Origin of the sequence: uncultured Thomasclavelia sp. (assembly GCF_944324745.1) — a bacterium.
Taxonomy (GTDB): Bacteria; Bacillota_I; Bacilli_A; order Erysipelotrichales; family Coprobacillaceae; genus Thomasclavelia.
Genome location: NZ_CALUXO010000018.1, coordinates 52,508 through 75,965, shown reverse-complemented (window position 1 = coordinate 75,965; position 23,458 = coordinate 52,508). Strand labels below are relative to the sequence as shown.

Genomic DNA, 23,458 nt, shown 5'->3' with positions numbered 1-23,458 from the left:
CCCATCAATCTTTTTTATCAAATAATTCAATGATATCCATTTTTAAGATCTTTCTAAGGGGTAAACAATAAACTAAAGCTAGAACAATCGTATAAATTGCATAAATAACCAGTACCATAATTAAATTGTTAATATTCAAATAACGAAGATATATTCTTTCAATGATCATAAAAAGTGGATAAATCAACCCTAAGCTACCTAAAATAATAATTTGATCACGATACCAGCTAACTATCTGTCGATTAGTCATCCCAATCGCCTTTAAATTACCAATTTGGTTTTTAATCGTAAATGAGCGATAGACTGCAATATAACCAAACAACAATACCGATAAACAAAACAAGCTCAACACAATTAAAATCAACCTATGATAATCTCCAGCTAAGTTTTGTAAATAGTCTGAATACTGATGAGAAATTGAAACAACTTCTTTTTGGGTAATATTATTTAACTGATTGATCTTAGCTAATAATAGTGGCTGATTTTTAGTCTTGATTAATACATTGTTATAACCAGACGATATTTTGTTTAAACTACTAGCTTTATGATTAAATTCATCGTTATTTACGATCAAACTAAACTTTCCAAAATATTCATCATCATAAATCAAATAATCATCTGGCAAGTAATCAATGATACCGACAATCTCATATTCTTTTAAAGCTTGAAAATCAATTGTCGTTTCATCATCGACCTTTTCATAGCGATTATTTTGATAAACAGTCAATTTACTTCCCAGTTGCCAGGTTTGATCACTGGAAGCATTAAAATCAATCATCCGATGATCTAGATAATCAATTGCATCAAGGCGCTTGAAAACATCAACAGTTGCTAAAAACGGTGCATAAACAACTACTTCATTTTCATCAGCTGGCATTCTTCCCTGTAGATATTGTTTTAAATAATCTTGACTGTTTAGATCATCATCAAAACTATAATAATAAATATTATCAGTTATTATTTGACGGTCATCGTAGTGATAATTATTCTGTCCAAATAATGATTGTTCCAGATTTGACCAATAAAAGCCTTCTTCATTACCTAGAACCCTCTTTGAATAATAAATCTCATTTGAATATTGTTTTAGTTGTTCCAGCGTAGTATCATCCAAACCACTATTACAGTCACTGGAAATGCGAATTCCATTATCTTTAATGATGCGATTATATAAAGGCTTTTTTTGATGATAACTAGAAGATACGATCATTAAATCATCGACTTTAAAAAACGCTAGATTAAAAATTAGTATTACAATACAAATAAACAATGGATTTTTAGTCAGTTCTCGCCAGGCTAACCGTCTTAATTTCAGTGATTTTAACTTATGTTTACTGCTTTCAAAAACTTTAAATTTCTTATTTTCAAATTTCCCCGTCAACGCCTGCTTAGAAGCTTGGATATTAGGCAGGGCCACTCCTTCATAAATAATAATTATCCCACTTACAAGCGCCAGTATGATTAATAATAAATCCAAATCTATCAGCGCTTTTTGATAGATAGCTGCTTTAATGATCATCAAAGCAATTATGACAACTAAAACTGTCATCACTAAACTAAATAATAATCCAATTAAAGCAACTAGCATCGTTTGATAAAAACTCATTTGATGAGCCTGTTGTTTAGTTTGTCCGATGGCCCGCAGCAAAGTATAAGTATATCTTCTTTTTTCCATTGTAGTAAATACTGTGCCATACATAATCCCGCGAGCAACGATCATGACGATCATACAAATCATAACAAAACTAGTTCGATTGGCAAAACGACTGGTGTTATCTAATTGATAAGCCTGATTATAAATAGCGGCAATATCTTGATTATTACTCTTTTTTAAATAAGTCGGATAAAAATCATCACTGTTTCTAAGTCCAGCCAGCTGCTTATCATAAACAAAACAATTTAAACCATCTTCACTTTTTTCCAGTGGTAAAACAATATCACCGAGAGCACTTAAATCATTAATAGTTTGTTCAACAATAATCCCCGATAGTCTAGCCGTTACTACTTTAACTTCTTGATCATTGGTTATATATTTGATCGTTATAATATCACCAACATGATAATCATCAGGTAAACTATTAATAATGCTTTGACTTAAAGCAATTTCACCAGCTTGCGGAAAATGTCCCCGAATCATTTTAGTTGTATTAACTAATTGACTAATATTATCTTCGACCATGGATACATAATATTGATCTTCATAGCTGCCGGTAATTTTCAAACCACAAACTAAACTATTGTTTTGTTTTAAATACTCGTAGGTTGACCGGTCGATATTTTGGCTATAATAGATCCACTTTCCTTGTTTTTCAATCTGACTTTGATAGCTTGATTGATAATAAAGCGGTAAACAGATAGCTGTAGATAATAAAAGTGTAAAAACAATTATAGCCAATATGATTAAAGCAATGGTATCATGTTTATTTCTTTTTAGATCATCAAGCGCTAATTTTAAACTAACATTCATGATATCACCTTCCCTAATCTTAGTATAACTGATATATCTTACCATTTCGTGACATTTTTAACTTTGACAAATAATTCTTTTTTTTCTAAAATTCCCAATGAAATTGGCAGTAATCTTTTTAAATAGAAATAAGTCGTTAAGGCGTAGTCTATGAATTGTATTCAAAGATTAACGCCTTTTTCTAATCTATTTGATAAGGAGAGAAATATATGCCTAGAACCAGATTTCAAAAAATTATTTTCGGTATTTTAATGTCAGTTACCATGGCTTATGGAATGGAAGTTTATAACAGTGCTATTAAAGCTGGTTATTATTTACTTCCTGGCGGTCTTAGCAACATGACCAATGAAGTCTTTTTAGATGCTTTAATTGAAGACACCTATATGTGGATCCTCGTTTTCATTTTTTCCAATCTATGGGGAAATAAAATCGGACACCATCTAGCCAGTAAGATCATCAACCCAGAAAAAGACAATCCATTTTTTATTACTATAATTATTTCTTGTTGTACCGTATTGATCATGTGTCCCACGATGACACTGGCAGCTTCAATTATTTTTAATGTCATCCTAGCTCATAATCCTATCATCCAATTACCTGCCATCTGGGTAGGAACGGTCTTAAAGAATTTTCCCATGGCCTTGCTTTGGAACTTATTTGCAGCTGGCCCTTTAAGTCGTTTGATCTTTAGAAAATTATTTAAACAAGCATAAAAGACGCCTTTGCGTCTTTTTTAACATTTCTTTTTAACCATAATTTTAGGAATCGTAATAATAAATAAAGCTCCCTGATCATTTTTAGCTTCAATTGTACCATAATGTCCTTTAATAATTTCTTTGGCCAGTGCTAAACCAATCCCAAATCCCTGACTATTTTTCGTAGTATAAAAACGTTCAAAAAGATGATTTAGATCTTTAGTTTCAAATCCTGGTCCATGATCATGAATCAATATCTTAACTTGAAAATTATCTTCTTTACTATCGATATCAATAACATCATCAGGATTGATTTCAATACAGTTTTTAATAATGTTTTCTAAAGCTTCACTAAACCAGATAAAATCACACTTAATTTTTAATGAATTATTTGAAAAATTTAACCGCGTATTATTTTTTAATAGTAATGGTGTCAAGATGTTTTCAACATTATCAATAATTTCATATAGATAATACTCTTGAAAATCATAGTCAATACTATTAGATTCTACTTTGGCAAGTCGTAATAATGCTGCAATTAAATGATTAATTTTTAAAGTTTGAATATGAATATTATTGATTTTGTCATATTGTTGTTGATCTAGTGGCTGATTTAATAATAATTCTTCATTTATTCGCATTGAAGTAATTGGGGTTTTAATTTGATGGGAAATATCTTCAATATAATCCTTTAATTTTAATTTTTCCTGATTGATCTTTTCAATCAGATTAGCAAAACGCTCATTTAAAATATAAAGTTTATGCGACAAGATACCAATCTTTCCTTCACCATCAATAATATCTAGATGCTGATGATTATTTTCAATAATCATTTCACTACAGTTAATCAAGTAATCAAGCTGTTGATTAAATCGCTCAAACATCCTTTTAACTATCAAAAACACCCCAACGCTGGAAACTAATAATATTAATAAAATCACCACCCTGCTATCTTTGAGCGTACAATAGCTAATTCCAGCGATTAAATTTGTTAAGACCAAAAATCTTCCTAGTATACTCATTTGATTATTATTGGTCTTCATCAACCTTTTATCCATCGATATCCAATCCCCCTGATTGTTTCAATATAAGCTTTTCCCTGATAAACTCCCAGTTTTTCTCTTAATCTTTTAATATGAACTGATAAAGTATTATCTTCAATAAAATTACCTGTTTTTGATTCAATCAACTCTAATAATTGATTTCTGGTAATTACTCGACCATGAGCATTAATTAATAAAAATAAAATTTGATAGCCAATTGCTGTTAAAATAATCTCCTGATTATTTTTATAAACTTTATAATTAGCCAGATCAACTTTCAAATCACCACTAACTAATATCTCTTGATCAGTAGTTCTTCTTAAGACCGAATTAATTCTGGCATATAATTCATTAATACTAAATGGTTTGCAAACATAATCATCACCACCAGCATCTAATCCTTCAATAATTGCCCGCTCATCGCTAAAGGCAGTTAAAAAAATAATCGGTATGCGGCTACTTTTTCTAAATTCAACACAAAAATCAATTCCCCGACCATCAGGTAACTGAATATCTAAAATAATTAAATCTATTTTATAGTTTTGTAATACTTTTTTAGCTTGTTCCAGTGATTCACTAGTATAAACCTGATATTGTTTTAACTGCAATGCTTCACTTAGCGACTGTAAGATCATCACATCATCTTCTACTACTAAAATTGTCTTATTCATAATGCCACCTCTAAAAACAGTATAACATAAAAAAAGTGACTGTCATCTTAACAGTCAATCTTTTTAGCAAAACTATAACCTTTTTTTAAATAACCTCTATTTAAGTAAAACTGATGGGCCTTTATCCGCTGAAGACCACTATTTAGATTAATCAAGACACATTGATGATCTCTCGCGTATTTTTCACCAGCTTCTAATAACCTGGTTCCAATTCCTGTTCCCTGATAATTTTCTAATACTGCTAGTCCATTTACTTTTAAAACCAAGCCATCGTATTCTAAAGTACAAAAAATTAACAAACTAATAAATCCTACTACCTTATTATCATCTTTAGCCACTAAAGTTTGATAATTATCGCTACTAATCATCAGTTTTAAACGCTGTATAAATTGATGATAATTTAAATCGTGATATCCTAGTTCATAATTAACTAATCCAAAAATACCACTAAAATCAGCTTCTGTGATTTCTTTAATTTCTATTTCCATCTTAAATCCTCTCCAATTAACTTTAATAATGTTTTTATGACATTATTATATAATATTATAAATATCATCAGCATCTAAAATCTAGCTTTTGTAGCGCTAAATTAAAAATGACTACTAGATTTTAGCAGTCATTTTTATCATTATTCGCTTGGATGTCGATCGCCTAATAAATAATCTTCAACATGTTCAAAAACATATTCAATCGAAAGTGGTAAACGCCCTGTTAAAGAACTAAAATCATTAACCGGTACATCTAAATAGCCTTGGGTTACTGTAGTTCCAAAAGTAACCATTCCTTCTGAAGTTGCTTGAATTGGACTTTTAGAAAAATCACCATCGGTATCTCGAGGAACTCCAATTGAATCGAAGTAAGCATATAATTGTTCATCTGTTAATTTTGTATATGTAATATTATGATTAGTTACTCGATTACCAATAGCTAGAAAATCATCATAAGATAATGGTTCTAACCCATTAAGATTTAAAATAGCCCGATGTAATAATTGATTGTTTAAAGCACAAGCCGCACCATAGGCACAGTCTTTTCGAGAAATAAACCATACACGACCATCACCCATATTTTTAGAAATAGTTGTTTCACCAGCTTCTACCGCCCGCATATAATCACTAGTAAAAGCCTCGACAAACAATGAATTTCTTAAAATAATATAATCTAATGATGAATTTTGAATAATGGCTTCGGTATAAGAATGGTCGACATTTTCAATGCTGGGATTAAAAGGATGGGCTGCTGATAAAACTGATGTATAAACTATTTGTTTTACATTAGCTTTTTCACAGGCATCAACAACATTTTTATGAGCAATTCTTCTTTTTTGACCAACAAATGGCATTGAAATCAACAATACTTTATCAGCATGATCAAAAACAGATATTAAATTTTCAGGATCATTAAAATTTGCTTTAGCAACTTTAATACCCATCTCTTGATATTTTTGTAATTTATCTAATGATGGTGCCGTAAAAACTAGCTCCTCTTTAGCAACTAACTTTAAGATATAATCAGCTACTAAACTACCAAAATTTCCATCAACACCATTTACTACTATTTTACGCATTATTTACTACCACCTTTAAGAATCTGTACTATTTCTTTGACCTACCTGATATTCATCAGCATGTTCAAACATATAAGAAACTGTTCGAGGTTTATCACCTGTCAACCATTCAAAGACATTAGTATGAGTGGCCATCTTTTCTAATCTAATTGCCCGAGCAAAAGTAACCATTCCATCAGATGAATATGGAGCGACTGAATCTTCTTCAAAATGACCATCAGTATTTCTTGGTACCCCAATAGCATCAAAAGCGGCATAAGTTTCTTCTTCGGATACATTATTAATACCAATATTTAATTTAGTAGCCTGATTTCCAGCAGTTACAAATTCTTGTAATGTTAATGATTCCGGACCATTGATATTCAAAGTAGCATAATGCAAATCTTCTCTAACTAAGGCATACATCGCTGCTTTAGCACAATCACGACGAGAAATATATGACATATGCCCATCACCTTGACAGCTAGTCATCATATTACCAGTTTCTTGAGCAGCAAAATAACTTGTGATCATCGCTTCAGCATATTGACTATTACGCAAGAAAACAAAATCAACATCTAAATTAGCAATATAGTTTTCAGTATAAGCATGATCTATTTTTTCAATACTAGGATTTTCTTCATCTTGAGCATTAACTAATGAAGTATAGACAATTTTCTTCACTCCAGCTGCAATAGCCGCATCGACTGCATTTTTATGAGCATTACGTCTTTTGACTCCAACAAATGGTGAAGAAATAATTAAAATTGCATCTCCACCTACAAAAGCTTTTTCTAAACCTTCGCGATGATTAAAATTAGCTACCCGGCAATCATATCCTTTTTCTTTCCATTCTTTCGTTCCTTCTTCAAAGGGACAAGTAAAAATCAAATTTTCTTTGGCAGTTAATTTTTCAATATGTGTTGCCACATAATTACCAAAATTACCGTCAACACCAGTTACAATAAACTTTGACATTTTTTATTCCTCCTCTTCTGTTTAAAATGATAGCACTTTCATCGAATAAAAATAGTAACCAAAAAATTATAAAGACTATAAGTTTTACTTATAGTCCATATCTTTTAAATATCTATCTTTCATAAAATTCTGGCATTATAAATTTAATTGATACCTGATTATTTAAAATCTTCAAAATATTTTACAATTTCACTGACAAAAAGTGATACCGCCTTTTTAGGATTACCTTGATTATAACCTACAGCATATTCAGCATGATGATGGGTATTTTTTAACGGAATCGCTTTTACCTGATCAGTTTGATCAATAACTTCCAAAGCTGACAGACCAATTCCTTCTTCTAGTTGAATTGCCAAAATAAGATCATTTTGATTATCAACTTCTTTAACAACATTAGGAAAGATACCATCTAATTCAAAAGCTTTCATAAAGTCTTGATAATAATGCCTTCCCACCTTTTTAGACAACACTACAATTGATTCATCTTTTAAATCTTCAATCGAAACTGCCTGTTTTTTACTTAAAGGATGATTAATCGATGTAACCACACAAACATGAGATGTAAAGATACTATAATAAACTAAATTATCCATAAATTTAAAATCATTAACTAAGCCAAAGCCAATATCTAATTTATTTTCTTGTAACTGCTTACTACATTCTTGTAAAGTAACCACTTTGACATTAAAAGATACTGGATATTTTTGCTTAAAATCATTGATAATTTTTGGAATAAAAGTCTTTTCAAAAGAATTGGTAATTCCAATAACAATTTCATCTTGGTGACAACGGGCCAATTCACTAATTTTCTGATATTCTTTTTGATAAAAATCATTCATTTGTTTACATAAACTATAATAGCTTTTTCCTTCTTCAGTTAATTTAGGTACATAATTTTGTCGATCAAATAATTTGAATCCCAGCTCACTTTCTAATTTAGTAATTTGCTGCGATATAGCAGATTGTGACAAATAATGTTTTTTAGCAGCTGCTGAAAAACTTCCTTCTTCAACTACGGATAAAAAATAATAAATATACTGTTTAAACATAACATCACCAATAATATGATACCATAGATTTGATAAAAACCCCAGTTAACAGGTATTTTACCAATTATGTTTCATATTATTATTAATGAGGTGACAACAATGAAAAAAAAGCTATTTTTACTTGTCATTTGTTTTGGAATTCTAGCTGGGATAGTTTATGTTAATTTATCAAATAATAAAGCTCCTAAATCTGATACAATTTCAACTACTACTAATTATCAAACAGTAGTATTCAAAGATAATCAGGATATTCTAGTTCCTGTTTCTATCGATTTTGCAACTGATATGGAAGATGACAGTAAATATCGTAATATGATTGAAGTAATGAAGTCTACTGATTACGAATACTTAGGATTATATCCAATTTTAGATTCTAATCTACAAGTTAATGCTATTTCTTTTAATGAAAATTCTTTAACTTTTGATTTAAGTGATAACTTGTATGTAAACAATAATCAAGAAGCTTTAGATATCTTAGAGATGTTTTCATATGTTTTTTGTAATGATGGAATTGAAAAAGTTAATTTAAAAATTGATGGTAATGATATCGACACCTTACCTAATAGTACCATTCCTACCAGCTGTATTACTAATAATCTAGGAATTAATAATTTTGACAGCGAAACTAATTATCTATATAAAACAGCACCTGTAGTTGTCTATAATCCGCGAACTATCAATAATAAAGAATATTATATTCCTGTAACTAAACGAGTTGAAACTGAAAACTATGATCTTGATACTAAAGTAGCTTTGATGTTAGGTGAAATTGAAACTGATACCAATTTAATTTTAACTGATGGCTGTAATTTACAAGACGGAGTTTTATCAATTTACTTAGCTCCAACGGTTTTAAATGATAACGAATCGATTGATAATACTTTATATAATCAAATCATCAAATCTGCCAGTCATCTAGAAAATGTTCAAAGTGTCACTATCTACGTAGATGATCAGGAAATTCAACCGGTCGAAGATGTTAATGGTATTGTTGAAAATCGCATCAAAATCTAAGAATATTCTTTCAATTTACGCTTACCTTTGTGTATAATATATCTTAGGTGATGAAAATGAAAAAAATAGTAGTGATGTCTGACAGTCACGGATATAATAAAATAATTAATGAAATTAGAAATTTAGAACCTGATGGTGATTTTTATGTACACTGTGGTGATAGTGAAGCAGCACCAGAGGATTTAGAAGGTTGGATCAATGTCCGCGGAAATAACGATTGGTTTTATCCTTATGATGAAGAAACGATTTTTGAAGCTGAAGGCTTAAGATTCTTAGTTACTCACGGGCATCGTTATGGCTATTATAATCGCAATGAGTCTATGATCAATGATTTAAAAAAACATTATTGCGATGTTTTACTATCAGGTCATACTCATGTACCACAATTCGAACAAGTAGAAGGATTTTATCTAATCAATCCTGGCTCAACTACCTTACCTAGAAAAGGTAGTGATAAAATGTATTGTGTTATTACTGTAGATGATGGAAAACTAGAAATCGAATTTAAACAATTATTTTCTTAAAAACTCTTGCACTTTTCTTTTATATATGCTATTATATAGAAGCAGTCGAGAGAAAGGTCTACGTAGCTCAGCTGGATAGAGCACACGCCTTCTAAGCGTGCGGTCAGGGGTTCGAATCCCTTCGTGGACGCCATTTGAAAATAATGACTTCAAGCTAATAGCTTGAAGTTTTTTTCTTTATTATATACCAAAAAAATCATCTAGATGATAGATGATTTTTATAAGATTAAAAATAACTTATTTTCAGTTGATCTTTTAACTATTATTTAACACACCAATCAACTGCATTTTTTAAAAGCTTTAGATACGGTTTAAAGATGATATTTTCGGTGTAATGTCCTGGGGTTACACAACATACTCTTCCTTTTCCTAAATTATGAACCCATATCTTTGAATTATCAAAAGATGATATTACTGAATCGGAAATATTCATCAGAAACGACCTATCTACAATTCTATTAATTTTTTTCAATTAACGATAAATATTTAACTAATTATTTTCCAAAATATCAAGATGAAACCATTATAATGATTATTCGATTTATTAAAGATAATTTTAAATCTAAAATTACTGTAGCGGACATTGCCAAAAGTGCCAATATTTCCAAAAGAGAATGTTTTAGAAAATTTAACGCTTATGTAAATATCAGCCCTATTAATTATTTAGAAACGATCAGGCTAGACCACGCTTTTGAATGTGGTTTTTCCAGTACCAGCTATTTTTGTAAACGATTTAAAAAATTAACTAACATCACCCCAAAAGAATATAGAATTTCGATAAAACAATAACTACTAATGATCATAGATATTTTTATTTAGTATAATCTTTTCATTGATTATCAAAAATAAAATGAAAGTTTCTTAAAAAAATCATCCAAAATTGGATGATTTTTAGTTACTAAGTTCTTTGAGAGATTATAATCTTATTTTAATAATATAGCAATTTTCTCTTTGACATCATCAATAAAAAAATTAATCAGATAATAAATATATAAAGAATATTTTTTACTCAACCCATATCTGGTTTTTCCGATTTTAATAAACTCTTTTTTAGAATAATCATCCATGATTACTTTAAAAGATAACTCAATTATCATCCTATTTAAGACACTAACTTTAGCTGGTGCTATTTTAAAATCTAAACATTTATCATTGATAAAACAGTGATTAAAAACTTCTTTAATTAATAATTTTGGTCTTTTAGTTTCACTGATCAATTGATTAATTAGATGTTTGTTTTTGATTCTTTGATTATATTCATTAAAAACATAATTAACAAATCTTGAATCTGATCCGTTATTTTCATAAATTAAATATTCATCCTTAAAAACACTAATTCTAGTTTCTAAAGCTATGATCAATTGATCAATAATCATTTGTGCTCTTGGACAAATTACATCTAAGTTATCTAAACAATTTAAATCATTTAAACAATCTTTATTAGTTAGCTCACCAGCTTTAATAAATTCATCTCGTGTTGCAACTAATAAATCCTTAATTTTTCGATAAGTTATTAATTTAATTTCATTAAAAGCATTTAAAGCCTCTTGATAATATAATTTAATTATATATTCATGATCAGTAATTAAATTTAATAAATATTTTGCTTCTTCATTGGATAGTTGATAATTTACCTGCATTCCAGTAATAAAAGATGTTGCATAAAGTGGTAATCTTGTTTGGTTGATCGTTATATCAAAAATGTTTTTTGATAATCTATTAAGATCATTTTCAGTAATTAAAGATAAACTTGTGGTAATTTCTAAATTGTTTTTTAAGATTGTATTTTCAAAAACATACAATAAAAGTTCTTTAGCATTAGTTACTTTATCAAGAATCGTTCTAATTTCAAAATTATGATTTAATTTTTTCTTCAAGCTATAACCAATAATACTATATACAAATTCCAAATCCTTCATCTCATCATAAAAAACCACTTTTTGATTCAGATCAATAATTTTATCAAGATAATGGCTAAAAGCATTTAGTTGCCTTATTGTCTGTAACGTTACCACGATCCTTCCATCATGGACCAACAAATCAAGATTACCATCAAACTTTACATCACCGGCTTCATATATACTAGTTCGAATACTCTCTAAATAATCTTTGATATCATCATAATGAAGAATAAGATATTGATTATTATCAAATTCTTTATAAGTTAGCTGATTATCTAAGCTTCTATTTCTAGCGCTTAATTTCCAATCCATTTTTATCACCCCCAATATCTAACTTTCATATTAATTATAATTTTTTTATTGCTTGTCTGTAAAACACAGAAGGCTGGTTAAAAGTTAAAAAAAGGGATTTAAAACAAAAAACTATTACTTTAAGGTATAGTTAGTTATATTTAATAAGTATTGGTAGTTCAGGTGTTTTTTTATTACAATATTTTTGAGGTGATATGATGAATATTAAAGTAACTAATCAAGATAAACAAATTATTTTTAAATTAAATGATAGTGATGGGGCTAAATCCTTATACGATCAATTACCACTGGAAATAGCGGTAGAAAATTTTTCAAACAATGAAAAGATCTTCTATCCACCAACATCTTTAAAAACTAGTAATACGCCACTATTAGAATCTGGTGATGTAGGAACATTAGCTTATTTTGCACCATGGAAAAATGTTGTTATGTACTATGGTCCATGTGGTAGCTATAGCGGTTTATATGTAATTGGTCAAGCGATAAGCCAAAAAGAACTAATAAAAGATTTATCTGGAACAATTTTAGTAGAAAAAGATATTTAAAAAATGCAGGTCACCCTGCATTTTTACTGTTCATTTTGATTTAAATTATTGTATTCCTCTAAACAAAGATTTTGATTATGCATGCTGGTGGCGACTTCAACACCAACATATCTAAAAATTGCAGAATCAAATTCATGGTTAGTAACAGCTACTTTATCTACTGGATATCGTAAAACAAAACCATACTCGTAGCAGTGATTTATTAGCCACTGATAAACATCAGTTTCCACAAAATCCTCAGCACTGATCTCACTTTTTTGCAAAGCTACCGTATTTCCTAACTGGAACTCATTATATCCAGCAATAACTCCACGGTCTTCTAACATCGCTACATCATAACCAACATAAGCCTTAGTTAAAATCAAACCACTGCCAAGTTCACTATAACAGGCTCGATACATTTCTAATAACTGATTAAAAGTTTCTTCCTGTAAATACATTGAATAATTGGTTCGAGGGATTCCTAATGTCGTAACCAGATTTTTAGGTTCATAACCACCTATATAAGTACTATTGTTGATAACAATAGTTGCTGGACTAGGATCATATACCCTAGAAGATCCTGGCAATAGCTCACTATTAAATAAAGAAGCTAAAGAAGTTTTGGTGAAATTATCACAAAGATCGGTAATAGCAGTTTCCAAATCATCTTCATCAACCTGATCATAATCTAACATAATTGCAATATAATTATTAGTGTCATTAATATATGTGTAGTCAGTTTCATCATATAAAGCTCGAATTAGCTGATAATAGTTGATATAATCAAATTCAAAATTTTCTTGATTAATATAAGCAGCAACCAGATCATTTTTAATCAATCGATCACAGTAAGTAAGCGCGTTACTACCAAAAGAAACCTCTAATTTACTAGCCAGCTGATTACCTACGCTCAGTAATTCTTCATAGCTGCTATATTTGTTGGTTTTATTTAAAGCATTGTAAAACTGATAATACACCAAATTAAAATCAGGATATGTAATATATTGGATAAACTCATTGACTGGAATCGCATTTTCAATCAAATACTCTTGTTCCTGATCGTCTAAATACATTTCAATCAAAGCACGATTATCGTTATTAATGCCATTGACCCGATAAAAACGATCATATTTACGATTAATTGCAACAAATGCCATGACGAAACATAGAGTTACGATAATATATAAATGTCCTTTTCTTAGCTTCATAAAATCACCTTTTTTTATTAAAACATCATCTTAACAAAAGGAATTAGTTATAATTCTAATTCCTTAAATCTAATCAGTTCAAAGACCGCCTGAATTCTTGAATCAACTCCTAGTTTTTGGATAACATTAGAAATATGATTACGAACCGTTTTTTCACTAATTCCCAGTGTTTTAGCAATTTCCTTGGTTGATTGATTTTTTACTAATAAATCAAAAATCTCCTTTTCCCTAGGGGTCAGGATAATATTCATCATCGATTCACCTCATATTATACTATATGAGAAAATTATTTTTAAGTGTCATTTTTCAACGTGTTAAATAAATTCTTAGCCACTTCCCCAGGTAAAACTTCTTGTAAATCTTCTAAGCTGGCTTCTTTCAATTTTTTGACACTACCAAATTTTCGCAGCAATAGTTTTTTCCGTTTTGGTCCGATTCCTTCTACATCATCCAGGATTGATTGGAATAAAGATTTTGACCGGACATTTTTATGAAAACTGATGGCATAACGATGCACTTCATCCTGCATTCTTGTCAGCAAGAAAAATAATTCACTTTTACGATCAATTGCTACTTCTTGACCGTTGCTATCTAATAACATTGACGTACTGTGTCGATCATCCTTAGCTAAACCACAAACAGGTATATCGAGATTTAAAGCGTCGATTACTTCTTTTGCCACTTTTATTTGGCCTTTACCACCATCGACAATAATTAAATCAGGCCGTTCTAAACCATCCATCAACACTCGATAATAGCGACGATAGATAACCTCTTTCATACTGGCATAGTCGTCAGGTCCTTCTACAGTTTTAATTTTAAATTTACGATAGTCTTTCTTTGAAGGAACACCATCTTTAAAACAAACCATTCCGGCTACTGCATAAGCTCCTTGAATATTAGAGTTATCGAATAATTCAATTCTTCGTGGCATCTTGATATTTAAAGCTGCTCCTAATTGCTTAACTGCGCCAATCGTAGCTGCTTCATTTTTTTGAATTAATAAAAATTTTTTTTCCAATTGCTCCTTAGCATTTTCATTTGCCATTTCTACTAAGCTGGCTTTATTACCTTTTTGAGGTTTAATAATTTTGCAGCTGATTATTTCCTGCAATAAATCCACATTTAGATCTTTAGGCACTAATAATTCTTTAGGTTCCGTATTTTCCTGGTAAAAACGTACCAAAAAGGAAACAATCTGTTCTTGATAATCTTCCTGCATAGGAACAAGATTTAAGTCACGAGCTAATAGTTTTCCATTGCGCATAAAAAACAATTGCAGACATAAATATCCTTTATCATGATAATAACCAACAATATCCCGGTCAACCAGATCATTAAACTGAACATGTTGTTTACTAGTAACATGATTAATATAAGTAATTAAATCACGACATTCTTTAGCCAGCTCATAATTTTGTACATCACTTGCTGCCATCATCTTATCTGTTAAGTTATCAATGACTTCTTTAGTATCCCCTTGGATAAATTTAGTAATCTGGGAAGATATTTTTTTATAGTCTTCAGGATCTACTTCTTGAATACAAGGAGCTAGACATTGATTCAACGAATAATATAAACATGGCTTTTTAGGAATATGATTACACTTTCTAAGCGGAAACAGCCGATTTAATAATTTAAATGTCTCTCTAGCTGCAGTTCCATCTGGAAAGGGTCCAAAATGTTTATGTTTTTTTTCTTGGGCATTACGCACGATCTTTAAAGTCGGATCTTTTTCTCTTGTAAGCTGAATATAAGGATAATATTTATTATCCATGAAAGAAATGTTGTATTTAGGAGAATAATCCTTTATCAAATTAATCTCCAATAACAACGCTTCTTTTTCAGAATCAGTCACAATATAGTCAAAATCAACAATTTCCTGAACTAATTTTGTTGTTTTATAATTATGTGCTCCTACAAAATAAGAAGAAACACGATTTTTTAGTTTTTTAGCTTTACCAACATAGATTACTTCATTATTTTTATCCTTCATTAAATAACAACCTGGTTGTAAAGGTAATAATGATAGTTTATCTTTAATCATTTGTCGATCCATTATTCAAAATATACTAGAGTTGCCCCTAGTCCTCCTTCATTAGGACCACCATCGCGATAACTAACCACATTTTTATTTTTTTGCAACAATTTACGCACCCCATTACGCAAAGCACCAGTTCCCATCCCATGAATAATTCTAACCATCGAATAATTATTGACTAGTGCATTATCCAAAAACTTATCAACATTATTCATTGCCTCTTCATAGCGCTGACCAATGATATTCAACTCAACACTTTGGTTTGTTGCTTTACGAACTGCTTTTAAATTAGAACGTACTTTTTTTGGTTTGGTCTTTTTAGAAACGAACATTACTTCTTCAGGTTTTGCATTGACTCGAATACCGCTCATATCAATTGATAGAACCCCTTTTTTATTGATAGACATGACTTCTCCCTGGCGATTAGCTGAAAGAACTTTGACAATATCACCAACTTGATAATCATGTTTTTCATGATTAACTTCTTTTTTAGCCTCATGTTTCATCAGATCTAAATTTCTTTTAGCATCAATTACCACATGTGGTTTGATTTCAGCATTATTTTTTAAATCTGCAACTACCAGATCAATTTCTTCTTTCGCATCCTCTAATAACTGATTAGCTTCTTGTTTAGCAGCTTCTAATAATTTATCTTTTTGTTTTTCATAATTATCGACCAACTGCTGATAATGTTGTTTATTTTCATCGGCCTCTTTAGTAAGTAAAGCCAACTGATCTTTTTCAAGCTGCACTTTAGCTAATTCATCCTGCAACTTTTCTAATAATTTTTCGGTATCAGTCATTGCTGCTTCTTTGATTGAATAGGCCATATTGACAATTTCAGGTTTTAGCCCCAAACGACGTGAGATTTCAATTGCATAAGAATTACCCACACTACCAGCTAATAAACGATAAGTTGGCTGCATTTTTTCCTGATCAAATTCAACTGCAGCTACTAAGATAGATTCTTCATTTTTCGCAAATTCTTTTAATCCTGAATAATGCGTTGAAGCTAAAACAAACGGATTAATAGTCTGTAAATAACGCAAGATTGCTTCAGCTATGCTTTGCCCTTCTTGAGGATCAGTACCAGAACCCACCTCATCTAATAAAACTAATGATTTTGAAGTCACTTCATCAGTAATTTCAATTAATCGTTTCATATGACTAGAAAAAGTAGATAATGATTGTTCAATTGATTGTTCATCACCTAAATCAACACAAATTTGATCAAATAAAGGCACTGTAGCTTCATAACAAGGTACTGCCATGGCACACAAAGCCATCAAGCTCAATAAACCAGCGGTTTTTAAAACAACGGTCTTTCCACCGGTATTTGAACCACTTATTAACAAAGTTCTTTTAGGTGGTGTCAAGACAATATCATTAGCAACTACCGTATCTTGATCAATTAAAGGATGTCGTGCTTTTTTTAAACTTAATGTTTGATATTCAGTTACGACATGAGGAACAACGGCATTTAATTTGACCCCATATCCCGCTTTGGCAAATATTACATCTAGTTCTACCAATAACTCCTGATTGTCACGTAAATCCTGATAATTGTCTTTGACCTGACTAGAAAGCAGCTTTAAAATTCTTAATACTTCGCGGCGTTCTTCTTCTTTGACATTAACCAGCTGATTATTCATTTGAACAATTACTTCTGGTTCAACAAACATAGTCTGGCCACTGGCTGAAAGAGCATGGACAATTCCTTTAACATTTCCTTTACTTCCAGCTTTTACGGGTAAAACTAGATGATTATTTCTAGTAGCCACATTTTCCTGACTTAAATAATCTTTGTTTTCTGTCTTTATTTTTTCTATCCGATTTCTTATATTAGTTTCCAAATTTAAAATTTGTCGCCGTAACTGTTTTAATTTGCTGCTGGCATTATCAACCACATTACCACTGCTGTCGATACAGTGATTGATATTAGCTAATAGTTGTCTTGGCAATACTAGCTGTTGACATAATTGTAGTAACTCCTGACCATCAAAATCTTTATCTTCTAAATATTCTTTAACTTCTTTAACATTATTCAATAGATAAACTATCGCTAATAGCTCTTGACCAAGTAGTGTTCCATCTTTATTAGCTTTTTTTAATAACGGTTCCACATCATCAAACGGTGCTAATGGTAAACGACCATAATGATAAATTAACTGCATGGCTTGATCTAGATACTGTTGCTGCAAAAGCAAATCATCATAGTCTTCAATTGGTTTTAATGAGACTATTAGTTCTTTGGCCATCATACTAACACAATATTCACTAATTAAATTTTTAACTTGATTAAATTCTAATGTATCATATATATCCTTCATTTTACTCACTCACTATTATTTTACTTAAAACCCGATTTTGATCAAAAGATACTTCATTAATTTGATTTAACAACGAAACTGTCTGTTGATATAACTCATTATCAACAACAACCGGACTTTCAATTGGATCATAATAACGATATAGCATTTCTACCATATTTTCTTGACTGACCAGTCCATAATCATAAGCTGATGATAACATTGTGATCACCGAGTTCATCGTTGTTGGATCATAACTATTATTTTGTAATCCCTGATCAAAGAAATCATCAAATACTACAACTCCATCAGTTACTGCACTCATTTCTTCACTTAAAGAAGGAACTAATCGTAAAATCCGACTAGCAAGCAATGTATTATCAACACTTTCTTTACCACCAGGAACAATTGGTGTTATGATAAAAATTAATGCAATATAAATCAAGATTATTCCTTCGATTAATTTAAAAAGGGCACCTAAAATCCCATCAATGGTTTTAAAAATACTAATTCTGTCAATAATTCCTTTAATTAAAGGTTTAATCACTAAACCAATTAGCGCTACTATGGCTTTGATTACAATAAACAAGATAACAAAAATCAAGAAACGATTAATGACTTCACCAACTTGTTCACCCAAGCCCGATACTTGATACACTTTAAAAAGCGCAGCTATGGGACTTGATAAATATAGTGCTAAAAATAAAGAAACTAATGTCGCTAACAAACCATAGACACTATAAATAAAACCTTTTATATATCCAAATATTAACATTACAATCAAAATTATAGCAATGACAATATCAATATTAACTGGATTTAAGATAAAATTCATCGAATCACCCCAATTTCTTTTAGTATACATTGTAGCAAAACAAATTTCTACTGTCAAAAATATTAAAATCATGTTATAATAAATATAGGACTAGGAGGCAAGTGAAGAACATGAATGTAGTAAAAGATAATTCAAAAAGAATCAGTGTTATTAATATGCATGCTTACGATAAACTTGCGACTCTCAGCTACTCAAGTTCCGTTGAAACTCCCATTACTAGCCAATATATTAATGTAAGTCATATTGCTTGTGATGAAACTGGTTCCGCTGACTTTTTCGGACCGTTGTGTGTTGTTTCATGTTATGTTGATGAACGCGACTACGAATGGCTTTTGAGTGTGGGGGTACGTGATCCCAAAGAAATGGATAACAAGGAATTGGTGAAAGTAGCAAAAGAAATCAAAGACCGCATAATTTATAGTCTTTTGATACTTGATAATTCTCATTATAATGCTATGGTCAAACAAGGAAATAATCTTGCGAATATTAAAGCTAAACTATATAACCAGGCCGTGACAAATGTAATGCAAAAAGTAGGTATGCCCGTAAAAGATAAATTAGTTAATCAATTTGTTTCACCAAAGACTTATTATAACTATTTAAAAAGTGAAGTAATTGTTGTTAAGGATTTAAAATTTCTTCAAAAAGGTGAAGAAAAATATTTGGGTATAGCTTGTTCTAATATTTTATCACGATATGCTTACCTACAATATTTCAACAATATGTCACGAAGTTTAAAAATGAAATTACCTCGTGGTAACAGTAATAGTGTTGATGCTGTTGCAGTTGAGGTAGCTAAAAAGTATGGTGCTAAAATGCTTAATAAAGTTACTAAGACTAATATGACCAATTTTAAGCGAATTAAGGATTTAATCTAGGATAACTTTTGTTATCCTTTTTTATTATATCCCATTATTAACAAGATAACCGGAATTTGTCAATAACTAAACTTTTTAATTACACATTAAAAAAGACAGCCAGGCTGTCTTATCTTATATCAATAGTAAATGGTGGCACTTTGGTATATTTGACCCCGGCCGCATCTAACATTCTTTTAGCAGCTCGATCACTATCAGTACCTTTGTACTTTTCATCCTCATAAATAATTTCACTGATACCACTTTGAATAATCGCTTTAACACATTCATGACAAGGGAATAATGAAACATAAATACGACATCCTTTTAAGTTACTAGTACTATTTAAAATGGCATTTAGTTCCGCATGAACAACATAAGGATATTTAGTGTCATATAGTTCCCCTTCTCTTACTTCCCAAGGAAACTCATTATCTTCACATCCCCATGGAAGCCCGTTATACCCTACTCCAACGATCTTATTATCAGGATTGACAATACAAGCACCTACTTGAGTGTTTGGATCTTTAGAGCGAAAAGCCGATAGTTTAGCAACTCCCATAAAGTACTGCGTCCAATTGATAACTTTATTTGGCATATTCATATTCCTCCTGCAATTGATTTAATTTTTCTTGAAAGAAATCCGGTAATTCACTTTCAAACTCAATATATTTATTAGTAGTTGGATGAATAAATCCCAGCTTTTTAGCATGTAAAAACTGACCATATGTTTGATCATCTTTGCGCCATCCATACTTAGGATCCCCATAAACTGGATAACCGATATAGCTCATATGAACCCTAATTTGATGAGTACGTCCAGTTTCGAGACGACATTCAATTAAACTCATAGAACGATATCTTTTTAACACTTTAAAATTAGTCACTGCATGTTTACTATTATGACTAGTAACCGCCATTTTTTGACGATCTTTACTATCACGACCAATCGGAGCATCAACTTTTCCCAATTGATGAGGAATCAATCCATGAACTAAAGCAATATAACTTCTTGTCATATCATGATTTTTTAATTGTTGTGACAAAATTTTATGAGCATGATCATTTTTAGCTACTACTAATAACCCACTAGTTTCTTTATCAATTCGATGAACGATTCCAGGTCGATTTACCCCATTGATTCCTGATAAATCATTACAATGGTACAATAAAGCGTTAACTAATGTACCATGATTGATACCTGGTGAAGGATGAACGATCATTCCACTTGGTTTATCAACAACAATGATATCACTATCTTCATAAACAATATTTAAAGGAATATTTTCTGGTTCTAAATCCAAATCTGTATTTTCCTTTAAAGTTATTTCAATTTGATCTTCAATTCTAGTTTTATAACTAGCCTTTTCAACCTTACCATTAACTAAAACTAGTCCCTGGCTAATCATTTCTTGAATTCTTGTCCGTGAAATTTCAGGTAATTGTTGTGCAATTACTTTATCAAGACGCTGATTATTTGTTTCCACAATAAAATTAATCTTTTCCATGCACATACTCCTCAATTACAATTTCAATAATAATCAAAGCAACTCCAATTACTACTGCCATATCAGCAATATTAAAAATCGGAAAATTATAACCAAAAATCACTACATCAATAAAATCACGAACATAACCAAAAAATAGACGATCAATTAAATTCCCCGCTAATCCAGCAAAAGTTAAGACCAAGCCATAACGAGTTAAAACATCATTTTCACCTGTTTTTCTAAAAAAAGCAATTATCACTATTGCGGCAACTAAAGCAATAATGATAAAAATGCTCAAATGCCCAGCAAACATTCCCCAGGCAACCCCCGTATTTTGTGCATATGTAAAATAAAACAGATTATCAATTATTTCATGAGACTGTCCTAATTGCATTGACGATGAAACTAAATGTTTAGTTAACTGATCTCCCCCAAGAATCACGATCATCGTAATCAAGTATATAAACTTATCTCTTTTTCTTAAATTCATTATATCACCCAAAAATATTATACAATAATTGAAAAATAACCACAAGATAAAGTAAAATGCCAATAATAAGAATTCTTAATTCAAGTAAATTATTAGTATTTTAGGTAAAAAAATTAAAAAGTTAATTTAAAATTAACTTTTTAATCATAATTTATAGATTTAAAAATTAAAACAGAACATAAACAATAACGGCTACAAAATGGAAAGCAGAACCAATCATAACAAAGATATGAAACAATTCGTGGAATCCAAAACTTTTAAACCAGTTGGGTTTTTTAATTAAATAAATAATTGCCCCAACTGTATAACTAATACCGCCACAAGCAACTAAAGCTAAACATCCTAATGGAATATTTAAAAATGCTGGAAAATCAAAAATCAAGGCCCAGCCCATCAATAAATAAAATATCGTTGATAGAATTCGTGGTGCTTTGATCCAAAATAATTTGATTAAGATTCCAATCAAAGCAATTGACCAGATTACTCCAAGAAAGTAGATACTATGAGGATAGTCTAAGTAAGTTAAACAAAATGGTGTATAAGTTCCAGCAATCAAAACATAGATCATTGAATGATCTAATTTTCGTAAAAATAACTTTATTTTATTATCAGGATTCCCATTAAAATAATGATAAACAGTACTTGCAGTATATAATGCAACTGATGAAATCCCAAAAACAATAATTCCAATTTTAGTAAACTGAGTAGAGTCTTCAATAATGGCTATTATCATCATCACAATCAAAGCAGCTAATGAAAGAATTGCCCCAATAAAATGAGTTTCACTGCTAACAGGATCCATAGCGTTCTTAAAAAATTTCATATCAAAACCTCCTAATGTAGTTTTTAAAACTATATTGTATGATAATAATACCATTATTTATATCAATGTCAACCATATCTTGAATCATCTAATAAATTAAGATAAAATTAACATGAGGTGAACATAATGGTAAAAAAACTTGAGACTATTCTTGAAGAAACAATCAATCAAAGCGATTTAAACAGTCAAGATATTCCAACCCTAGATTTATATATGGATCAAATCATGACTTTATTTGAAAATAATCTAACTGATAACAAACGACATCAAGATGATAAACTATTAACCAAAACCATGATCAATAACTATTCTAAAGCGGGAATCATCAAACCGGTAAAAGGAAAAAAATATTCCAAAGAACAAATTATTGCCATGTTACTGATCTATAATTTAAAAAATACAATTACGCTTCAAGAAATTAAACAATTGTTAACACCAGTATATGAAAATAATCAAGATTTAGAAACTATTTATAATTATTTTCTTAAGATAAAAAATGAACAAAAATCAAATTTTAAAACTATGCTTGAAAACATAGTTTCCAACTATGAACTAGATATCGAAGATGATCAAAAACGACTAATTCTAATTTTAGTTCTAGCCTATTATTCTAATCAGTTTAGTGTTATGGCGGCTAAAATTATCGATAGCTGCTTTGAAGAAGACAGTTGACGAAAAAGA

Annotated in this window: 24 protein-coding genes and 1 tRNA gene; 8 read left to right on the top strand and 17 right to left on the bottom strand. The window is 30.3% G+C overall.

Annotated features, from left to right (window positions below; genetic code table 11):
• Positions 1 to 4: 4 nt before the first annotated feature.
• The gene (locus Q0K54_RS01925; RefSeq protein ID WP_294578155.1) at positions 5 to 2,464 is read right to left on the bottom strand and encodes an ABC transporter permease; all 2,460 of its coding nucleotides are present in this window, start codon (positions 2,462 to 2,464) and stop codon (positions 5 to 7) included.
• Positions 2,465 to 2,673: 209 nt separating this feature from the next.
• Here Q0K54_RS01925 and Q0K54_RS01920 point away from each other — a divergent pair, with 209 nt between their 5' ends.
• Complete coding sequence (locus Q0K54_RS01920; protein WP_294578154.1) at positions 2,674 to 3,177, top strand: DUF2798 domain-containing protein; 504 nt, start codon at positions 2,674 to 2,676, stop codon at positions 3,175 to 3,177.
• 20 nt (positions 3,178 to 3,197) lie between these two features.
• On the opposite strand, the gene Q0K54_RS01915 is transcribed toward Q0K54_RS01920, so the two are convergent.
• The 6 genes from Q0K54_RS01915 to Q0K54_RS01890 all read right to left on the bottom strand — a co-directional run bounded on the left by Q0K54_RS01915 (position 3,198) and on the right by Q0K54_RS01890 (position 8,446).
• On the bottom strand, positions 3,198 to 4,217 hold the full coding sequence (locus tag Q0K54_RS01915; protein WP_294578153.1) for a sensor histidine kinase KdpD: 1,020 nt from the start codon (positions 4,215 to 4,217) through the stop codon (positions 3,198 to 3,200).
• Positions 4,202 to 4,873: a response regulator transcription factor gene (locus Q0K54_RS01910; protein ID WP_294578152.1), complete on the bottom strand. Its 672-nt coding sequence runs from the start codon at positions 4,871 to 4,873 to the stop codon at positions 4,202 to 4,204. Before Q0K54_RS01910 ends, Q0K54_RS01915 begins: the two co-directional genes overlap by 16 nt.
• A gap of 47 nt (positions 4,874 to 4,920) precedes the next feature.
• Entirely contained in the window at positions 4,921 to 5,361 is a 441-nt protein-coding gene (locus Q0K54_RS01905) for a GNAT family N-acetyltransferase (RefSeq protein WP_294578151.1), read from the bottom strand.
• A gap of 140 nt (positions 5,362 to 5,501) precedes the next feature.
• Positions 5,502 to 6,440, bottom strand: a complete 939-nt coding sequence (locus tag Q0K54_RS01900) for an NAD(P)H-binding protein (RefSeq protein WP_294578150.1) — start codon at positions 6,438 to 6,440, stop codon at positions 5,502 to 5,504.
• A gap of 15 nt (positions 6,441 to 6,455) precedes the next feature.
• Positions 6,456 to 7,397, bottom strand: coding sequence for an NmrA family NAD(P)-binding protein (locus Q0K54_RS01895; RefSeq protein WP_294578149.1), 942 nt, complete (start codon positions 7,395 to 7,397; stop codon positions 6,456 to 6,458).
• A gap of 158 nt (positions 7,398 to 7,555) precedes the next feature.
• The gene (locus Q0K54_RS01890) at positions 7,556 to 8,446 is read right to left on the bottom strand and encodes a LysR family transcriptional regulator (RefSeq protein ID WP_294578148.1); all 891 of its coding nucleotides are present in this window, start codon (positions 8,444 to 8,446) and stop codon (positions 7,556 to 7,558) included.
• Between the two features lie 99 nt (positions 8,447 to 8,545).
• On the opposite strand from Q0K54_RS01890, the gene Q0K54_RS01885 reads away from it, so the two are divergent.
• The 4 genes from Q0K54_RS01885 to Q0K54_RS01870 all read left to right on the top strand — a co-directional run bounded on the left by Q0K54_RS01885 (position 8,546) and on the right by Q0K54_RS01870 (position 10,773).
• Positions 8,546 to 9,460 (top strand): hypothetical protein, encoded by a 915-nt coding sequence (locus tag Q0K54_RS01885; RefSeq protein WP_294578147.1) that lies wholly within the window; start codon positions 8,546 to 8,548, stop codon positions 9,458 to 9,460.
• A 56-nt stretch (positions 9,461 to 9,516) separates the two neighbouring features.
• Positions 9,517 to 9,984 carry a metallophosphoesterase gene (locus tag Q0K54_RS01880; protein WP_294578146.1) on the top strand — a complete coding sequence of 156 codons (468 nt, stop codon included), beginning with the start codon at positions 9,517 to 9,519 and terminating at the stop codon, positions 9,982 to 9,984.
• 56 nt (positions 9,985 to 10,040) lie between these two features.
• Positions 10,041 to 10,117 (top strand) — tRNA-Arg (locus Q0K54_RS01875).
• A 395-nt stretch (positions 10,118 to 10,512) separates the two neighbouring features.
• A complete protein-coding gene (locus Q0K54_RS01870; RefSeq protein ID WP_294578145.1) occupies positions 10,513 to 10,773 on the top strand; it encodes a helix-turn-helix transcriptional regulator in 261 nt (86 codons plus the stop codon).
• 134 nt (positions 10,774 to 10,907) lie between these two features.
• On the opposite strand, the gene Q0K54_RS01865 is transcribed toward Q0K54_RS01870, so the two are convergent.
• On the bottom strand, positions 10,908 to 12,197 hold the full coding sequence (locus Q0K54_RS01865) for a hypothetical protein (RefSeq protein WP_294578144.1): 1,290 nt from the start codon (positions 12,195 to 12,197) through the stop codon (positions 10,908 to 10,910).
• 197 nt (positions 12,198 to 12,394) lie between these two features.
• Here Q0K54_RS01865 and Q0K54_RS01860 point away from each other — a divergent pair, with 197 nt between their 5' ends.
• On the top strand, positions 12,395 to 12,742 hold the full coding sequence (locus Q0K54_RS01860) for a cyclophilin-like fold protein (protein ID WP_294578143.1): 348 nt from the start codon (positions 12,395 to 12,397) through the stop codon (positions 12,740 to 12,742).
• 23 nt (positions 12,743 to 12,765) lie between these two features.
• Here the strand turns inward: Q0K54_RS01860 and Q0K54_RS01855 are convergent, their stop codons facing one another.
• Genes Q0K54_RS01855 through Q0K54_RS01835 form a run of 5 tightly spaced genes read right to left on the bottom strand, consistent with a single transcriptional unit; the run spans position 12,766 to position 19,117 of the window.
• Positions 12,766 to 13,932, bottom strand: a complete 1,167-nt coding sequence (locus Q0K54_RS01855; RefSeq protein ID WP_294578142.1) for a M15 family metallopeptidase — start codon at positions 13,930 to 13,932, stop codon at positions 12,766 to 12,768.
• A 47-nt stretch (positions 13,933 to 13,979) separates the two neighbouring features.
• Positions 13,980 to 14,183 (bottom strand): LuxR C-terminal-related transcriptional regulator, encoded by a 204-nt coding sequence (locus Q0K54_RS01850; RefSeq protein WP_087301476.1) that lies wholly within the window; start codon positions 14,181 to 14,183, stop codon positions 13,980 to 13,982.
• A 41-nt stretch (positions 14,184 to 14,224) separates the two neighbouring features.
• On the bottom strand, positions 14,225 to 15,991 hold the full coding sequence (uvrC, locus tag Q0K54_RS01845) for an excinuclease ABC subunit UvrC (RefSeq protein ID WP_294578141.1): 1,767 nt from the start codon (positions 15,989 to 15,991) through the stop codon (positions 14,225 to 14,227).
• Positions 15,991 to 18,303 carry an endonuclease MutS2 gene (locus Q0K54_RS01840; RefSeq protein ID WP_294578140.1) on the bottom strand — a complete coding sequence of 771 codons (2,313 nt, stop codon included), beginning with the start codon at positions 18,301 to 18,303 and terminating at the stop codon, positions 15,991 to 15,993. The genes uvrC and Q0K54_RS01840 overlap by 1 nt, the downstream gene beginning before the upstream one ends.
• Position 18,304: 1 nt before the next feature.
• Entirely contained in the window at positions 18,305 to 19,117 is an 813-nt protein-coding gene (locus Q0K54_RS01835) for a CvpA family protein (RefSeq protein WP_294578139.1), read from the bottom strand.
• A 110-nt stretch (positions 19,118 to 19,227) separates the two neighbouring features.
• Here Q0K54_RS01835 and rnhC point away from each other — a divergent pair, with 110 nt between their 5' ends.
• Complete coding sequence (gene rnhC / locus Q0K54_RS01830) at positions 19,228 to 19,995, top strand: ribonuclease HIII (RefSeq protein WP_294578138.1); 768 nt, start codon at positions 19,228 to 19,230, stop codon at positions 19,993 to 19,995.
• 109 nt (positions 19,996 to 20,104) lie between these two features.
• Here rnhC and Q0K54_RS01825 read toward each other — a convergent pair whose 3' ends face one another.
• From Q0K54_RS01825 to Q0K54_RS01810, 4 genes are all read right to left on the bottom strand, one after another.
• Positions 20,105 to 20,572, bottom strand: a complete 468-nt coding sequence (locus Q0K54_RS01825) for a dCMP deaminase family protein (protein WP_294578137.1) — start codon at positions 20,570 to 20,572, stop codon at positions 20,105 to 20,107.
• Positions 20,562 to 21,482, bottom strand: a complete 921-nt coding sequence (locus Q0K54_RS01820; protein ID WP_294578136.1) for an RluA family pseudouridine synthase — start codon at positions 21,480 to 21,482, stop codon at positions 20,562 to 20,564. The genes Q0K54_RS01825 and Q0K54_RS01820 overlap by 11 nt, the downstream gene beginning before the upstream one ends.
• Positions 21,469 to 21,954, bottom strand: coding sequence for a signal peptidase II (gene lspA / locus Q0K54_RS01815; protein ID WP_294578135.1), 486 nt, complete (start codon positions 21,952 to 21,954; stop codon positions 21,469 to 21,471). Before lspA ends, Q0K54_RS01820 begins: the two co-directional genes overlap by 14 nt.
• 166 nt (positions 21,955 to 22,120) lie before the next feature.
• Positions 22,121 to 22,777: a hemolysin III family protein gene (locus Q0K54_RS01810; protein ID WP_294578134.1), complete on the bottom strand. Its 657-nt coding sequence runs from the start codon at positions 22,775 to 22,777 to the stop codon at positions 22,121 to 22,123.
• Between the two features lie 126 nt (positions 22,778 to 22,903).
• On the opposite strand from Q0K54_RS01810, the gene Q0K54_RS01805 reads away from it, so the two are divergent.
• Positions 22,904 to 23,449, top strand: coding sequence for a DUF1836 domain-containing protein (locus Q0K54_RS01805; RefSeq protein WP_294578133.1), 546 nt, complete (start codon positions 22,904 to 22,906; stop codon positions 23,447 to 23,449).
• The last annotated feature ends 9 nt before the right edge of the window (positions 23,450 to 23,458 follow it).